This window comes from Ensifer sp. (genome assembly GCF_035999185.1).
Taxonomy (GTDB): domain Bacteria; phylum Pseudomonadota; class Alphaproteobacteria; order Rhizobiales; family Rhizobiaceae; genus Ensifer.
In genome coordinates, this window is record NZ_DASYHB010000132.1 from 53,080 (window position 1) to 68,898 (window position 15,819).

Sequence of the window (15,819 nt, forward strand, 5' to 3'; positions counted from 1 at the left end):
CATGAAGAAATCCTCCTTCCCGCTCATCCGCAATCGCAAGGCCATGGTCGGCGCGCTGATCGTCGCCTTCATTTTGGCTGTGGCGATCGCTGCCCCGCTCTTGACCTCCTACGACCCGAGCGCCCGCGTCGGCCGGCCGCACCAGGCGCCGTCGTGGGACCATTGGCTCGGCACCACCCGCATCGGCCAGGACGTCTTTGCCCGCCTCCTCTATGGCGCCCGCACCTCGCTTGCCGTCGGTTTCGGTGCCGGCCTGCTGATCACCGCCGTCGGTACCGCGCTCGGCATCATCGCCGGCTATCGCGGCGGCAAGGTGGACGAGGTCATCAGCTTCTTTACCAACATGGTGCTGGTCGTGCCGAACCTGCCGCTGCTGCTCGTGCTTGCCGCCTTCATCGGCCAGGCAAGCCCCTGGGTCATCGCGCTCATTCTCGGCTGCACCTCCTGGGCCTGGGGCGCGCGCGTCACCCGCGCCGAGACGCTCTCGGTCAAGCAAAAGGACTATGTGAAATCCGCCGAAATGATGGGCGAGCCGCGCTGGCGGATCATGTCCTTCGAGATCTTCCCCAACCTGATCTCGATCGTCGGCATCAACTTCATCGGCAGCGTGATCTTCGCGATCATCACCCAGGCAACGCTCGAATTTCTCGGCCTCGGCGACCCGAAGGTCGTCTCCTGGGGCACCATGCTCTATGGCGCGCAGAAGGCGTCTGCGCTTTCGGTCGGCGCCTGGTGGGACATCCTGACGCCGTGCTTTGCGCTTGCCTTCCTCGGCATCGGCCTGTCGCTGCTCAACTTCGCCGTCGACGAGATCGCCAATCCGCGGCTTCGCACCGGCAACCGGCTCGGCCGCTGGCAGGCCCTTATCCGTTCCGGGGAGGGCCGCCTGTGACCGCGCCTCTGCTTTCCGTCAAAAACCTCACCATCGACTACATCGGCGAAACCGACGATTTCCGCGCTGTCGACAATGTCAGCTTTGACGTTGCCCCCGGCGAAGTCTTCGGCCTTGCCGGCGAAAGCGGCTGCGGCAAGAGCACGATCGCCTTCGCCATCAGCCGCCTGCACAAGCCGCCGGCGCTGATCCGCAAGGAAAGCGCCATCCTGCTCGACGGCCGCAATGTGCTCGATCTCGACCAGCACGGCCTTGCCGATTTCCGCTGGCGCGAAGTGGCAATGGTGTTCCAGAGCGCCATGAACTCGCTGAACCCGGTGTTGCGCATCGAGCAGCAGTTCTACGACGTGCTGAAGACGCACAAGGGCATGAGTCGGGCCGCTGCACGCGACCGCACCGCGGAAATGCTCAAGCTCGTCGACATTTCGCCGGACCGCATGCGCGACTATCCGCACCAGTTCTCGGGCGGCATGCGCCAGCGCATCGTCATTGCCATCTGCCTGGCGCTCGATCCGCGGCTGATCGTCATGGACGAGCCGACGACGGCGCTCGACGTCGTGGTCCAGCGCGAAATCCTCCAGCGCATCAACGAACTCCGGCGCAAGCTCGGTTTCGCCGTGCTCTTCATCACCCACGATCTCGGGCTGATGGTGCAGTTCTGCGACCGCATCGGCATCATGCTCGGCGGTAAACTGGTCGAACAGGGCACCGCCGACGCCATCTACCGGACACCGGAGCACGACTATACCAAGAAGCTCTGGGCCTCCTTCCCCTCGCTGCACGGAGGCGTCCTTCGATGACCGGCACGTCCGCACCTATCCTGACCCTGGACAAGGTCAGCAAGACCTTCGGCAATGGACCAAACGCCGTGCGCGCGGCGCGCGCCATATCCTTCTCGCTCCATGCCGGACGGGCGCTCGCCGTCGTCGGCGAATCCGGCAGCGGCAAGACCACCTGCGCCCGCATCGCCATGCGCGAGTATGAGCCGAGCGAAGGGCGTCTGCTCTATAAGGGCAAACCCGTCGACAATGCGGGAGCCAAGGAGATCGCCGACTATCGCCGATCGGTGCAGATGATCTTCCAGGATCCCTTTGCCTCGCTCAATCCGGCGCACACGATCGCCTACCACCTGAAGCGCCCGTTGATGCTGCATCGCCCGGAGCTCAAGGGCGCCGCCATCACCGAGGAGATCAAGGCGCTGCTCAAGCAAGTGAAGCTCGATCCTGATATCGTTGCGTCCAGATATCCGCACGAGCTGTCGGGCGGCCAGCGCCAGCGCGTCAACATCGCCAGGGCGCTCGCCGCAAAGCCTGAAGTGATCGTGGCCGACGAGCCGACCTCGATGCTCGACGTCTCCGTGCGGCTCGGCGTCCTCAATCTGCTCAGCGAAATGAAGCGGGAAATGAACCTCGGCCTGCTCTACATCACCCACGACATCGCAACGGCCCGTTATGTCGCCGAGGACATAGCCGTGATGTATGCCGGCCAGATTGTTGAATGGGGCAATACCGGCAAGGTGATCGACAACCCCGCCCATCCCTATACCAAGCTGCTTCTGTCCGCCGTGCCGGATCCCGATATCCGCTTCGACGATCCGAACGCACAGGTCAGCGCCACCGAAGCTGACGAGACGCGTCGCCGTTCGGCTGCAACCCAGGAGACGATCCGCGAAGTTGAACCCGACCACTTCGTGCGCGCGGCCTGAGCAAGACAGCGACGCAGCCACAAGCGGATCAAACAAAAAACGCCCCGCAAGTCGCGGGGCGTTTTTTGTTGGGCGCGAAAAGCGCAACCCCGTCGATTTCGGCCCGGCGCCCTCGTGAACGCCGGGCCTTGAAATCAGGCGGCTTCGCGCTTTTCGACGTCGGTCGGGACCGTGGAGATCGTCTTCAGGATCTGCGAAGCGATCTGGTAGGGGTCGCCCTTGGAGTTCGGGCGGCGATCTTCCAGGTAGCCCTTGTAGTCGTTGTTGACGAAGCTGTGCGGAACGCGGATCGACGCACCGCGGTCAGCAACACCGTAGCTGAACTGGTGGATCGAGGCGGTCTCATGCTTGCCGGTCAGGCGCATGTGGTTGTCGGGGCCGTAGACGGCGATGTGATCGGCACGGGCTTCGGCAAACGCCGCCATCAGCTCTTCGAAGTATTCCTTGCCGCCGACTTCGCGCATATAGGCGGTCGAGAAGTTGGCATGCATGCCCGAGCCGTTCCAGTCGGTGTCGCCGAGCGGCTTGCAGTGGTATTCGACGTCGATGCCGTACTTTTCGGTCAGGCGCTGCAGCAGGTAGCGGGCGAGCCAGATTTCGTCGGCGGCCTTGCGCGAGCCCTTGCCGAAAACCTGGAATTCCCACTGGCCCTTGGCGACTTCGGCATTGATGCCTTCATGGTTGATGCCGGCAGCCAGGCAGATGTCGAGGTGCTCTTCGACGATCTTGCGGGCAACGTCGCCAACATTGCTGAAGCCGACGCCGCAATAATAGGGGCCCTGGGGCGCGGGGAAACCGGCGTCCGGGAAACCGAGCGGACGGCCGCCCTGATAGAAGAAATATTCCTGCTCGAAGCCGAACCAGGCGCCATCGTCATCGAGGATCGATGCGCGGGTGTTGGACGGGTGCGGGGTCTTCGCATCAGGCATCATGACTTCGCAGAGAACGAGAACGCCGTTCTTGCGCTCCGGGTCCGGATAGACCGCAACCGGCTTCAGCACGCAATCGGAGCTGCTGCCTTCGGCCTGCATGGTCGAGGAGCCGTCGAAGCCCCAGAACGGGAGCTGCTCAAGCGTCGGGAAAGCGTCGAATTCCTTGATCAGGGTCTTGCCGCGCAGGTTCGGGGTGGGCTTGTAACCGTCGAGCCAGATGTATTCGAGCTTAAACTTTGTCATTTCGTTCTCTCACATGACGCCAGGAATGGCTTGGTTCCGAAGCGGCTGGGCAATCCAGATTGGCGTGCCCGACGACCGTTGCCTGTTAAGAAGCATTAATCGTGCCAACTCGGAATCCGCGCCGGAATCCAGAGAAAAACGCCGTCTGCAGCAACGACACGGGCTCGCGGCTGCAGACAACCGCGCAAGGAACAAGCGAACTGCACAAAAATTAGGCTGACCGACCGCGGCGAGTGGCAAAAATTACGCTTTGGAGAAAAAACCGACGCCGGGCAGGCCGCTGGCCGTCGGAGAGGGCTGCCACATGCCTCCAAAACGCGCACACAGGCCGATGTTTCCCGTCAGCCGCTATAGTGGCGCATGATCGTGGGCAGCACTCTGAAGAGCCGGTCATCGTCACACTGGGAGACGTTGAAGCGCATGAAACTGCTGGCCGTCGCCGAGTGGCTGAAGACATTGCCGGGCGCCAGCACGATCTCCTGCTGCAGCGCCCTTTGGGCCACCGCCGCCGCGTCGATGCCATCCGGCAGGCGGCACCAGAGAAACATGCCGGCGTGTGGCTCGATCCACGGCGTGATGTCGATACCTTTAAGACGTGCAGCCGTATCGGCCATCGCGCGCGCCAAGCGCTGACGCAGCGCCTCCATGTGCTTGCGATAGCTGCCGTCCTTCAGCATGGTGAAAACCAGTTCTGCCGAGAGGTTCGGGCCACCGAAGGTGGTGGCGATTTTCAGGTCGACCAGCCCCTCGATCCAGTCGTGTGGCGCGGCGATGAAGCCGCAGCGCATGGAGGCCGACAGGGTTTTTGAGAAGCTGCCGATCTGCACCACACGATCGAGCCCGTCGAAGGCGGCGAGCCGCGGCGCCGGCGCGTTTTCGAAATCGGCGAAGATATCGTCTTCGACGATCGTCAACCCGGCCTGCTCGGCGAGCTTCAGCAGGCGATGGGCGACGACGGGAGAAAGCGTGGCGCCCGTCGGATTATGGAGGGCGGAGTTGGTAATGTAGAGCCGCGGGCGATGTTCAGTCAGGACCTCGGAGAATTTTTCAAGGTCCGGTCCCGAAGACGTGTAGGGAACGCTCACCACCTTCGCCCTGTGGGCGCGCAGCAGCGCATGAAAATTGAAATAGCAGGGATCGTCGACCAGGACCGTATCGCCCGGCTCCAGCAGCAGGCGGCAGATGAGATCGATCGCCTGCGTCCCGGACTCCGTCAGAATGATCTGCTCGGGCGATGCGACGACGCCATGCTCGCCGAGCCGTCGCGCCAGAAGCTGGCGCAGGGGGCCATGGCCGAGCGGCGTGCCGTAATCCGTCAGTGCGCCCGCCTCGATCCTTGCTGCCGATTTGAGCGCACGGCGCAGGGCCGCCTCCGGCATCCAGCTTGGAGGCAGCCAGCCGCAACCCGGCTTCAGCACGCCGTCACCCGTTTCCAGCGCCTCGCGCGACACCCAGAGCGGATCGACCGCCCGGTCAAGCCGCGGCCCGATTTCGGCCAGCGACAGAGGCGCCAATGGCGCCGAGACGAAGAAGCCGGCACCCGGCCGCGACCGGATGGCGCCTTCCCCCACAAGCCGTTCGTACGCCTCGACGATGGTGGACTTCGACACGCGCATCGTCTTGGCAAAGGCACGAATGGAGGGAAGCTTTGCTCCGGGCGTCAGCGCGCGCCCGGCAATCCTTTGCCGGATCGTCGCCATCACGCCCTCGATCAGCGTTTCGCTACCGATCCCAGGTTCCTGCACCGTCATCCGTACCGCCCAATCGTCCATTACAGTTTGAAGAAACTGTACCGCATTGTCTCTGGCAAGAACAGGCCGCCTGGCCGATACAGGTGAAAAAGGAGCCTATCATGGACAGAACGGCAGACGGTTGGGTGAGTGGTTTTCTGGGCGTGCTGATCTTCAGCGGATCGCTGCCGGCAACGCGGGTCGCGGTGATGGATTTCGATCCGGTGTTCCTGACGGTGGCGCGCGCGGCGATCGCCGGCCTCATCGGGCTCTTGCTGCTTCTCGTCTTCCGCCAGCCGCGCCCGACGCGCGCCGACCTCACGTCCCTGGTGATCGTCGCCTTCGGCGTCGTGCTCGGGTTCCCGCTCTTGACCGCGCTGGCGCTGAAGCATGTGACGTCGGCGCATCTGATCGTCTTCGTCGGACTGCTGCCGCTGGCAACAGCCATCTTCGGCGTGCTGCGCGCCGGCGAGCGTCCCCGCCCGGCCTTCTGGTTCTTTTCCTGCCTTGGCAGTGCCGCCGTCGTCGGCTTTGCGCTGATGCAGGGTTTTGCGGCAAACCCGGTCGGCGATCTCTTGATGCTGGCGGCAATCATCGTCTGTGGCCTTGGCTATGCCGAAGGCGCCAGCCTTTCGCGCAAGCTCGGCGGCTGGCAGGTGATCTGCTGGGCGCTGGTTCTGTCGCTGCCCGTGATGCTCGCGCTTGCGCTTTTCACCATGCCTTCGTCCTTCGCGACCGTCGACCACGCCGCCTGGACAGGTTTTGCCTATGTGTCGGTCTTCAGCATGCTGATTGGCTTCGTCTTCTGGTATCGCGGCCTCGCACTCGGCGGTGTCGCCGGCGTCGGGCAGTTGCAGTTGCTGCAGCCCTTCTTCGGGCTGGCCCTTGCCGCAACGCTGCTGGGCGAACCGGTCAGCTCGGCCATGCTCGTGACGACGGGCGGCATCGTGCTGTGTGTCGCCGGGGCAAAGAAGTTCTCGAAATAGCCGCAAGCCGCTGCCGCTCGCGTCAAAGCCGATCGAGCTTCAGCTTTTCGGCCAGCAGATCGAGGAAGCAGCGGATTTTCGCCGTCGGGCTGCGCCCCTCGAGCCAGAGCGCGTGGATCGGCACGGGCGCGGGCTCGAAGGCGTCGAGCACAATCTCGACCTTGCCTTCGTCAATCAGGTGCTTGATCTGCCAGAGCGGCGAAAAACCGAGACCGAGCCCCTGCTCGACCGCCGAGTAGACCGCGTTTATCGAGTTGGTGCGAAATGCTCCGGACACTTTGACCGCGCGCGGCCGGCCGTCGACGACAAACATCCAGACGCCGGGCCGCTCGTCTACCGTTCGCGCAACGCAGGCATGCCGGGGCAACTCCAATGGATGCTCCGGCCTGCCGAAGCGGGCGAAGTAGGACGGCGCGCCGAAAACGACCCTGCGAAGCGCACCCAGGCGCTTACCGGTCAGACCGGAATCGGCGAGATCGCCGATCCTGATCACCATGTCGAGACCGTCGGCGGCAAGGTCCGAGAAGACGTCGGAGAGGTCGAGATCCACTTCGACGCGAGGATACTTCGCCATGTAGGCGGCGATGACCGGCATCAGGAACCGCGGCGCAAACAGACTGGGCGCGCCGAGCCTGAGCACGCCTGACGGTTCGATGCGGCGCTGCGCTGCCTCCTCCCGCGCCTCGTGGATTTCCTCGACCGCCGGCTTGATGCGCCGGTAAAAACTTTCGCCCGCCTCGCTTAGAACGGAGCGGCGGGTGGTCCGGTGCACCAGTTCGACCCCGAGATCTTCTTCGAGCAGAGCGAGCGTCCGGCTGACGGTCTGCAGCGGTCGCCCAAGGCGCCTCGCCGCAGCCGTCAGGCTGCCTTGCTCGACAATGGCCAAAAACGTTTCCAGGTCTTCGATGCGGCTCATGCGATAATCCCGTTTTTCGAGATAATAAATCACATTCTTCGTCGATTGTCCGCCTTCGTTTGGAGCATTAGCTTCAGATCATCATTCGACGACCGAGGTATCCCAGATGAACCAGCCCTCCAGCACGATCCTCGTGGTAGGCGCCACCGGCCGCTTTGCCGGCCTCGTCGTCCCGGAACTGGCGCGACGCGGCGCAAGGGTCCGCGCCCTCGTCCGCGACGCTGCGCAAGGTGCTCATGCGACGTTGCTTGGAGTATCGCAGGTGGCGATCGGCGACCTGCGCGAGCGAGCAAGCCTCGACCGGGCGCTTGCGGGAGCGGACGGCGTTTTTCACATCGGGCCCGCATTCGCGCCGGACGAAGCCGCGATGGGCGTGTCGATGGTCGAGGCGGCGGTACGGGCGGGCGTCAGAAAGTTTGCATTCTCCTCGGTCATCCAGCCGACCAATACATGGCTGAAGAACCATGCCGCAAAAATCCCCGTGGAGGATGCGCTCTACTCTTCGCCCCTGGAATACACCATCCTGCAGCCGGCAAATTTCATGCAGAACCTTCACGCCGCATGGCCGAGCGTGCTCGCAACCGGCATCCTTGCCGAGCCCTTTCCAAAGACGGCGCGCATTGCCCGTGTCGATTACCGCGATGTCGCGGAGGTGGCGGCAATCGCACTCACCGAGGATCGGCTTGCCTACGCCACGCTCGAACTCTGCGCCGAGGGGCGGCACAATCGCGAAGAGATTGCCTTGATGATAAGCGAGGCCCTCGCGCGGCCGATCACTGCCGGAACCATCGATTTTCACGAATGGGCAAAACCGATCCGCGCGAAATACACCGGCCACCAGCTTGAGATGCTCGCCCGGGTGCACGCGCACTATGCCGACGTCGGGCTCGGCGGCAACAGCCTGGCATTGCGTGCAGCACTGCAGCGCGAGCCCCGCAGCCTTCAGAACTTCATCCGCGAACTGGCGCTGGCGAGCAACCAGGGCCGCACCGACACCCTGCCACTTCCTCTCCAGAATTAGGAGTTCAGCCTATGCCGAAGAAGCTTCCCCATCGCTACCAGGCGATCGTCATGCCGCTCGTTTTGTCCGTGCTGATGTCCGCGATCGTCTCCTTCGTCGCGACCGCCAGCGGCAGCGGCCTTGGGCCCGCCCTGCCTTCACTCTGGCTCAGGGCCTGGGCGCTCTCCTGGGTGGTCGCTTTCCCAAGCCTGCTCCTGGTCCTGCCGATCGTGCGGCGGATCGTTGCGGCAACCGTCGAACAGGCCGGCGGCACCCGGTGACGCCGGTGCCGCGTCGCCCCGGCGATGCCGACAAACTTTTTAGGTCAGCTAAAATCCATTGACAGCAAAATGCACCGCCCCCTAGCTTGAGGAGAGACGAGAGGGAATGACCAGGGATGACGGAAAATGTCGGCAACGCGATTTCCCGCGGAGCGGAAGCACCGCCGCTCGGTGATCGGTTGCGCCAACGGCGCAAGGCGTTGAAGCTGACGCTGCAGGAAGTGGCCGACGAGGCGGGCTTTTCCGTCGGCTTCATATCGCAGATCGAGCGCGGCATCACGGTCCCTTCCCTGACTTCGCTGATTGCCGTCTGTCGCACGCTCAAGGTCGAGGCCGGCAGCTTCCTCAATCCGCCGAAGGTTGCGACACCCTTCACCCGACGCGAACATCGGCCGGTCTATGGGCTCGGCCAACAAGGCGGGAATGCCGTCTCCTACGAGCGCCTCTCCGCCTCCTTTCCCGGAAACGTGCTTAGGAGCACTATCATCCACGAACCACCCGGGCACCGCAGCGAGCCAATGTCGCACGAGGGCGAAGAGATCTTCTTCATCCTCAAGGGTGCGTTGACGCTGGAGGTGGATGGCGAGCCCATGGTTCTTGAGGCCGGTGACTCCGCCCATTTCCCCTCGCTTCGTATCCACACGATGTGGAACCACACCGGCGAACCCACCACCATCCTGCACACCTGCACCATGGATGTCTTCGGCGACGGCGAGCCCTCGGGGAGCCCGGCCGATAGCCTGGCGGTGACACGCGCCGACCATCGATCGGACTCTTCCGAGAAGGCCCGGTCCCGCAAGGGCCGCCCGGGCCGCGAAGCCTAGGGCAGCAGAACGGTCGCCCCGGTCGTCTCGCGTGCCTCGAGCCGCCGGTGCGCTTCCGCGGCGTCAGCCAGCGCCAGCCGCGCATGGATGGGGATGCGGACGGCGCCCTTGCCGACGACCTCGAAAAGCTCCTTGCTCATGGAAAGAACATCTTCCCGCCGCGCCAGATGCGTGGGCAGCAGCGGCCAGGTGGCGTAGAGCGAGCCCTTGCGCGCCAGCGTCGTGATGTCGAACGGCGCGATTGGGCCGGAGGCGGAACCGAAGCTGACGAAATGGCCAAACGGCCGCAGGCTGTCGAGCGAACCTTCGAATGTCGCCTGGCCGATGCCGTCATAGACGACGTCGACACCCTCGCCCCTGGTGATTTCACGCACGCGCTCAGCAAAGTTCTCCTTGGCGTAGTCGATGACATGGTCGGCGCCATTGGCGCGTGCAAGCTCGGCCTTTGCGGGCGAGCCAACCGTACCGATCACCGTCGCGCCAAGATGCTTTGCCCATTGCGTCAGGATCAGGCCGACCCCGCCGGCCGCCGCATGGACGAGGATCCTGTGCCCCGCCTCGACGCGGAAGGTAAGGCGCAAGAGATATTGTGCCGTCAGGCCCTTCAGCATCATCGCCGAGCCGGTCTCGAAATCGATGTCGTCGGGCAGATGCACGAGATAGTGAGCCGGCACGTTGTGTTCCTCGGCATAGGCACCGAGCGCCTCGACATAGGCGACCCGATCACCGGGCTTGAAGCCCTCGACATCAGCACCGACCGATACCACCTCGCCCGCACCTTCCTTGCCAAGGATGAACGGCAGGTGCGGCGGCCGGTAGGCGCCGCTGCGCAGATAGACGTCAATGAAATTGACGCCGATCGCGCGGTTGCGAACGCGAACTTCGCCCGGGCCGGGCTCTCCGATTTCGACATTTTCATAGGCGAGCACATCAGGCCCGCCGTGCTGGTGCACGCGGATTGCTTTCATGGATCTGTTCCTTGGATTGGCGGGCTTGCGACCGAGCCGCGCGATGGCCCCGGCTCGTCGGCTAACGATGCCGAATGGCTTCTTACATGGTTGGTGCGTCCGCTCCCTTCTTGTCACACCGAATAGATAGCCACACCAACGTTCCCGTTGTAGACTGATATCTATGACAGCAGAGTTCAGAAAAAATGATATCTGACCAGATCGGCATCGACCTGTTGCGCACCTACGTCGCGGTCTGTCGGCAAGGCAGCCTCAACCGCGTGGCGACCCAGACCGGCCGCACCCAATCGGCGCTGAGCATGCAGATGCGGCGGCTTGAAAGCCTGCTTGGCCGCCAGCTGTTCCAGCGCACCGGCCGCGGCGTCGTGCCGACGCCCGAGGGTGAGTTGTTCCTCTCCTATGCGACCCGGATGCTGGCGCTGGGCGACGAAGCCGCGGCGCGGCTGCGCCAGGCCGAGGTCAGCGGCGGCGTGCGTGTCGGGCTCGCCGAGGAAGTGGCGACGACGGCGCTGCCGGCGGCGCTCGGACGGCTGCATCGCGGCTATTCTGAAATTCGCCTCGACGTCGTGGTCGAGCAAAGCCTGGCGCTCGGCCGGCTCTGGCAGGAAGACGAACTCGATATCATGATCGTGCCGACATCCGCCGTCGTTGCCGATGCCGTCACCACCTGGAACGTCGAGCTGCAATGGGTAAGCGGGCCAGACTCACTCCCGGATCCCGACCGACCTCTCGACCTCGTTGCCTTCGCGGCCCCCTGCCTCTGGCGCCGGCGCATGATCGAGACGCTGGCTGCCGCCGGGCGCGAACATCGGATCACCTTCTCCAGCCAGAGCGTCACCGCCCTGCAGGCGGCGATCGAAAACGGCCTCGGCATCGGATTGCTGCCGCCCGAGTCCGTGCGGGCCGGCACCATGTGCGTGCTGAAGGCGTCGGCCGGCGTGCCGAAGCCGCTTCCGGTCCAGTACGGTCTCTACGCGAGGGATCGCCGGACGCCCGTTGTCGATGCCGCGATCAGCGTCCTGTTGGAAGGCCTGCCGGTGGCCTCGGAGGCTCAAAGCGTCTCCAAGGAAGCGCGCTGAGCGCGGTATGCAACTGATCCGGGCGGAAAACCGTCTCGCACGTGTGCCGGGATCGCCGCGGGCTCATTCGCCCCAGGTCGTCTCCAACACCCGGATCCAGTTGCCGTGGCAAATCTTGGCAAGCGCCGCATCGTCGTAACCGCGCTCGCTCAGGAGATCGACCAGCAGGGGCAGATCGGCCGCGCTGCGCATCGCCGCCGGGATCGCGGTACCGTCAAAGTCGGAACCGAGCGCCACATGGTCGATGCCGATGCGCTCGACGATGTAGTCGATGTGGTCGACCAGCAGCGAGAGCGGCGTATCGGTGTTCCTGGTGCCATCGGCGCGCAGGAACAGGACGCCGAAATTGATGCCGGCGAGGCCGCCGGTGTCGCGGATCGCATCAAGCTGCCGGTCGGTGAGGTTGCGGCTGTGGGGGGAGAGTGCATGCACGTTGGAATGCGAAGCGACCAGCGGCGCCTGCGAAAGCTTGGCGATATCCCAGAAGCCCTGCTCGTTCATGTGCGAAAGGTCGAGCATGATTTTCAAGTCGTTGCAGGCCCGCACCAGATCCTTGCCGGCCTCGCTGAGGCCCGGACCGATATCGGGCGAGGAGGGAAAGCGGAAAGGAACGCCATAGGCAAAAATGTTCGGCCGGCTCCAGACGGGACCGAGCGTGCGCAGGCCCGCGGCATGGAGCACGTAAAGCGCATCGAGATCGGCGCCGACGGCCTCTATGCCCTCGATGTGCAGCACGGAGGCGAAGGCGCCCCTGGCCATTGCGTTACGGATATCGGCAGCGCTGCGGCAGATCGTCAGACGCCCTTGCGCCTCCCGCTCGATCCGCATCAGCAGGCTCGCCATTCCGAGCGTCGCCTCAAGAGCGCTCGCCTGATCCGGCGTCGCAAACTCGCCGCTGCCATCCTTGGCAAGGCCCGGAGAGGCCACGTAGACGGCGCAAAGACCACCCGCAAGCCCGCCCTTCTCGGCCTTGTCCAGATCGATATGCCCGGTATCGACACCGTCGAGGAAGCGGCGTTCGGGCGCCCCGCCCGGCGAGCGCCAGAGCCGCGACAGCACGTCGTTGTGTCCATCAAAGACCGGGATTTTCGCTTGCGTCGCCAATTTTCGACGTCCTTTTCAATCTGTTGTCCTGTACGCGACTCATAACCAGTCGCGCATGGACCATAGACATTGGGTGCGGGAACCGCACCCATTTTCCCCGCGAGCCCAAGGCACGGTGCGTCCTTGATGCATTTGCCCGGACGTGCGGCGCTCTAGCGCAAGACAGACGTGTCGGGCAAATGCAAACCACGCATAGGCCCTGCCGGAATCGGAATTGGCAACAGGCATGGCTGTCGTGCTTAGTCGAAAATGCACGCGGCAACACCATCCGCGAACGGGAGAATGGACATGACGAAGCCGGCAGTGCTCGATTGGCAAGCGGCCGAAGCAACGGCAAGGCGCCTGACCGCGCAATGGGCTGCCGATGAGCCGGGCGGCGCCATCATCGGCTTCGATGCATCGGGGGTTCGTTTTACCCATGCTGGCGGTGTCGAGAGCCTTGCGACATTTGCGCCGTTCACGGTCGACAGCGTCGTGCGTTATGCGTCCGTCACCAAGCACGTTTTCGCGGCGATGGTGCTGGCGCACGGTAACCTGATCCGGCTCGACGACCCGCTCGGCCGACATCTTCCCGAACTGCGGTCGCCACTTGCCGAGGTCACTGTCGGCCAGGCGCTCGACATGAGCGGCGGGTTGCCGGACACCCGCGAATGCCTCTCGCTTCTCGGCCTCTCCGTCTACACCGAAACCAAGTCGGAACCGCTGCTTGAATACATTTCGCGCCTCGAACGCCTGAACTTCGAGGCGGGCAGCGAGGTCTCCTATTCGAACACCGGCTATCGCCTCGTCGAGGCAGCGCTCGAACGCAAGGGTTGCCGTTTCGACGATTTCATCCAGCGTCGGATCGCGTCGCCGCTCGATATCGTTTTGAAGGCGCCCGACGTCTGGAACGACCCGGTGAAGAACCTTGTTCCCGGCTACTGGCATTCGGGCGAAAGCTGGCAGCTTTCCGCCGCCGGCCTACACATCTCTGCCTCGGGCAGCCTGACGGGAAGCGCCAAGGCGCTGGCCGCCTGGCTGCAGGCCCTTTTGAGCGAGAACGACCAGTTTGCCGGTCTGCTCGGAAAACTTCAGGCGACACGCTTTCTTGCCGACGGCCGGCCCACCGGCTATGGCCTGGGCCTGCGCAAATCGTCGCTCGGCTCACGTGAATTCTTCGGCCACGGCGGCTCGCATCCCGGCTACAAGACCTATTTCCTGCTCGACCGCGAAACCCGCGCCGGCTTCGTCGTCGTTTCCAACCGCGAGGACACCAACGGCTACAAGATCGCGCTTGAGAGCATGGCCGCGCTCACAGGTCTTCCCCTGCCGGTTCCGGCATCCGGCCTCGGCGGCGGTCTCTATGTGACGGAAAACGGTCCCTGGTGGATCGAGATCAAGGGCAGCACCTGCACCTATCTCGACGCCGACGAGACGCTCTATGACGATGGCGACGGCTGGGCTTCTTCGCTTTCCGCCTCGTCGCCCCTAAGGCTTCGCCGGGATGGCATCGCCCTCGTCGGCGACGTCGGCCATGCCGCCAGGCGCTTCCTTCCGGCTGCAACGCATGAGCCGGTTCCAGCATCGCTTTCCGGCGTGTGGTACTCGGACGAAGGCGCGGAGTTCATGGTCGACAAAGACAGGGTGCTGATGGGCATCGGTCCGACGCGTCAGACCCTTGCACTGACCGCACTCGGCAACGGCCGATTCCTGTTCACCCTGAACGACGGCCCCTGGGTAAAGCGCATCTGCCTGCATCTCCTCGGACCAGATCGTCTTGAACTGGTGACAAGTCGCGCCCGGATGATCGAGTACCGTCGGCGTGGCTGATTTTTCTTGCTGGCACCGTCGCACTGCCTAAAAGGAGGCTTTCTCACCGCGGATGGCGGCGTGAACCAAGCCCTATGGGAGCGCGTCAGTGGAAATCAAATGGCTTGAGGACTTTCTGGCGCTCGCCAACACGCTGAACTTCTCCAAGGCAGCGGACGAGCGCCACGTGACCCAATCGGCCTTCAGCCGCCGCATAAGACAATTGGAAGCGTGGCTGGGCGCAACTCTGGTCGATCGGGCAACCTACCCTTCGCGCTTGACCGAGGCGGGTGCGAAATTCGTTCCGGTGGCGCAGGTTACGCTGAAGCAGCTTTACCAGGCACGGCGCGATCTGCGGGAAGAGAAAGGTTCTGACGCCCGGACGATCACGCTGACGGCTTTGCACACGCTCTCCTTCACCTTCTTTCCACACTGGATGACCCGCATCAACGAAAGCGTCGGACCGTTGTTTTCGCGGCTTCGTCCGGATTCCGGCAGCATGGAGGAAAACCTCAACTCGCTCGTCGACGGCGAATGCGATTTTCTGCTCACCTACGCCCATACCCAGGTCCCGCACCTGCTCGACCCGCAGGCCTTCGAGCACCGCGTGCTGGGGCACGAACGCATCCTTCCTGTCTCGGCCGCCAGCAAGACAGGTGCGCCCATGCACCTGCTTGAAGGTGGCGGAGAACCTTTCCCACATCTGAGCTACGAGAAGTCCTCCTTCTTCGGGCAACTCCTCGACGATCTGATCGGCGCGGACCTGCCGTCGGCCGAGCGGGTTCACGAAGGCAGCATGTCGGTCGGGCTGAAGGCCATGGCCGATGCCGGCTGGGGCATCGCCTGGGTGCCCGAGAGCCTGATGGCAGCCGAACTGGCGAACGGTTCGCTGGTGAGAGCCGCCGAGCCCCGTTGGGACATCAGCGTCGAGATCCGGCTCTATCGCGCCAGGGAGAGCCGCCGTCCGATCGTCGGGCGTGTCTGGCAGAGCCTGGAGACCGGGTCCTAGTCAGCCGGCGCGAGAAGCGTACCGTCGTACCAGACATCCTCATGGTCAGGCGCGATCAGGAAACGCCAGCCCGGCGGCAGGGCGAGATATGGCAGCACAGAAACACAAAGCTCCTGCAAGTGATGGCCATGGAGAGGCATGAAGAAATCGGGATCGGCCGATAGTTCTTCACCTCCCCAGATGTACCAGCCATTCGTTCCGTTTTCGGGCGGATGCCGCAGCCCGTTCAGCGGCTGTTTTCCCTGCAACGCGCTGGCAGAAATACCAAGCTTGCAAGACATGTCGGGCGCGTCGAACCCGGCGCCGTAGCGCCGGCAGACGTCACGTTGAGCCTTCATCAATTCTCGCTCGTCCAAGGCAGG

At 63.9% G+C, this 15,819-nt stretch carries 16 protein-coding genes; 10 read left to right on the forward strand and 6 right to left on the reverse strand.

From position 1 onward, the window contains the following. Position 1: 1 nt before the first annotated feature. Genes VGO04_RS17230 through VGO04_RS17240 form a run of 3 tightly spaced genes read left to right on the forward strand, consistent with a single transcriptional unit; the run spans position 2 to position 2,597 of the window. Positions 2-892, forward strand: a complete 891-nt coding sequence (locus VGO04_RS17230; RefSeq protein WP_327497190.1) for an ABC transporter permease — start codon at positions 2-4, stop codon at positions 890-892. After that, entirely contained in the window at positions 889-1,692 is an 804-nt protein-coding gene (locus tag VGO04_RS17235) for an ABC transporter ATP-binding protein (protein WP_327497191.1), read from the forward strand. The genes VGO04_RS17230 and VGO04_RS17235 overlap by 4 nt, the downstream gene beginning before the upstream one ends. Then, positions 1,689-2,597 carry an ABC transporter ATP-binding protein gene (locus tag VGO04_RS17240; RefSeq protein WP_327497192.1) on the forward strand — a complete coding sequence of 303 codons (909 nt, stop codon included), beginning with the start codon at positions 1,689-1,691 and terminating at the stop codon, positions 2,595-2,597. Before VGO04_RS17235 ends, VGO04_RS17240 begins: the two co-directional genes overlap by 4 nt. A 134-nt stretch (positions 2,598-2,731) precedes the next feature. On the opposite strand, the gene VGO04_RS17245 is transcribed toward VGO04_RS17240, so the two are convergent. Beyond that, a complete protein-coding gene (locus tag VGO04_RS17245) occupies positions 2,732-3,772 on the reverse strand; it encodes a glutamine synthetase beta-grasp domain-containing protein (protein WP_327497193.1) in 1,041 nt (346 codons plus the stop codon). 341 nt (positions 3,773-4,113) lie between these two features. Then, a complete protein-coding gene (locus VGO04_RS17250) occupies positions 4,114-5,544 on the reverse strand; it encodes a PLP-dependent aminotransferase family protein (protein WP_414650558.1) in 1,431 nt (476 codons plus the stop codon). Between the two features lie 80 nt (positions 5,545-5,624). Here VGO04_RS17250 and VGO04_RS17255 point away from each other — a divergent pair, with 80 nt between their 5' ends. After that, positions 5,625-6,488 carry a DMT family transporter gene (locus tag VGO04_RS17255; RefSeq protein WP_327497195.1) on the forward strand — a complete coding sequence of 288 codons (864 nt, stop codon included), beginning with the start codon at positions 5,625-5,627 and terminating at the stop codon, positions 6,486-6,488. 22 nt (positions 6,489-6,510) lie between these two features. On the opposite strand, the gene VGO04_RS17260 is transcribed toward VGO04_RS17255, so the two are convergent. After that, a complete protein-coding gene (locus tag VGO04_RS17260; protein ID WP_327497196.1) occupies positions 6,511-7,404 on the reverse strand; it encodes a LysR family transcriptional regulator in 894 nt (297 codons plus the stop codon). Between the two features lie 106 nt (positions 7,405-7,510). Here VGO04_RS17260 and VGO04_RS17265 point away from each other — a divergent pair, with 106 nt between their 5' ends. From VGO04_RS17265 to VGO04_RS17275, 3 genes are all read left to right on the forward strand, one after another. After that, positions 7,511-8,425 (forward strand): NmrA family NAD(P)-binding protein, encoded by a 915-nt coding sequence (locus tag VGO04_RS17265; protein ID WP_327497197.1) that lies wholly within the window; start codon positions 7,511-7,513, stop codon positions 8,423-8,425. A gap of 11 nt (positions 8,426-8,436) precedes the next feature. Next, a complete protein-coding gene (locus VGO04_RS17270; protein WP_327497198.1) occupies positions 8,437-8,685 on the forward strand; it encodes a DUF2798 domain-containing protein in 249 nt (82 codons plus the stop codon). 116 nt (positions 8,686-8,801) lie between these two features. Further along, a complete protein-coding gene (locus VGO04_RS17275; RefSeq protein ID WP_327497199.1) occupies positions 8,802-9,509 on the forward strand; it encodes an XRE family transcriptional regulator in 708 nt (235 codons plus the stop codon). On the opposite strand, the gene VGO04_RS17280 is transcribed toward VGO04_RS17275, so the two are convergent. Then, positions 9,506-10,477 (reverse strand): quinone oxidoreductase, encoded by a 972-nt coding sequence (locus tag VGO04_RS17280; protein WP_327497200.1) that lies wholly within the window; start codon positions 10,475-10,477, stop codon positions 9,506-9,508. The two genes, VGO04_RS17275 and VGO04_RS17280, sit on opposite strands and share 4 nt — an antisense overlap. A gap of 185 nt (positions 10,478-10,662) precedes the next feature. Here VGO04_RS17280 and VGO04_RS17285 point away from each other — a divergent pair, with 185 nt between their 5' ends. Next, positions 10,663-11,556 (forward strand): LysR substrate-binding domain-containing protein, encoded by an 894-nt coding sequence (locus VGO04_RS17285; RefSeq protein WP_327497201.1) that lies wholly within the window; start codon positions 10,663-10,665, stop codon positions 11,554-11,556. 63 nt (positions 11,557-11,619) lie between these two features. Here the strand turns inward: VGO04_RS17285 and VGO04_RS17290 are convergent, their stop codons facing one another. Further along, positions 11,620-12,660, reverse strand: coding sequence for a dipeptidase (locus VGO04_RS17290; RefSeq protein WP_327497202.1), 1,041 nt, complete (start codon positions 12,658-12,660; stop codon positions 11,620-11,622). A gap of 288 nt (positions 12,661-12,948) precedes the next feature. Here VGO04_RS17290 and VGO04_RS17295 point away from each other — a divergent pair, with 288 nt between their 5' ends. Together VGO04_RS17295 and VGO04_RS17300 are read left to right on the forward strand one after the other, a co-directional pair. After that, positions 12,949-14,469 (forward strand): serine hydrolase domain-containing protein, encoded by a 1,521-nt coding sequence (locus VGO04_RS17295; RefSeq protein ID WP_327497203.1) that lies wholly within the window; start codon positions 12,949-12,951, stop codon positions 14,467-14,469. A gap of 88 nt (positions 14,470-14,557) precedes the next feature. Further along, positions 14,558-15,457 (forward strand): LysR family transcriptional regulator, encoded by a 900-nt coding sequence (locus VGO04_RS17300; protein WP_327497204.1) that lies wholly within the window; start codon positions 14,558-14,560, stop codon positions 15,455-15,457. Here the strand turns inward: VGO04_RS17300 and VGO04_RS17305 are convergent. After that, positions 15,454-15,795: an immunity protein Imm33 domain-containing protein gene (locus VGO04_RS17305; protein ID WP_327497205.1), complete on the reverse strand. Its 342-nt coding sequence runs from the start codon at positions 15,793-15,795 to the stop codon at positions 15,454-15,456. The genes VGO04_RS17300 and VGO04_RS17305 overlap by 4 nt on opposite strands. Between the last annotated feature and the right edge of the window lie 24 nt (positions 15,796-15,819).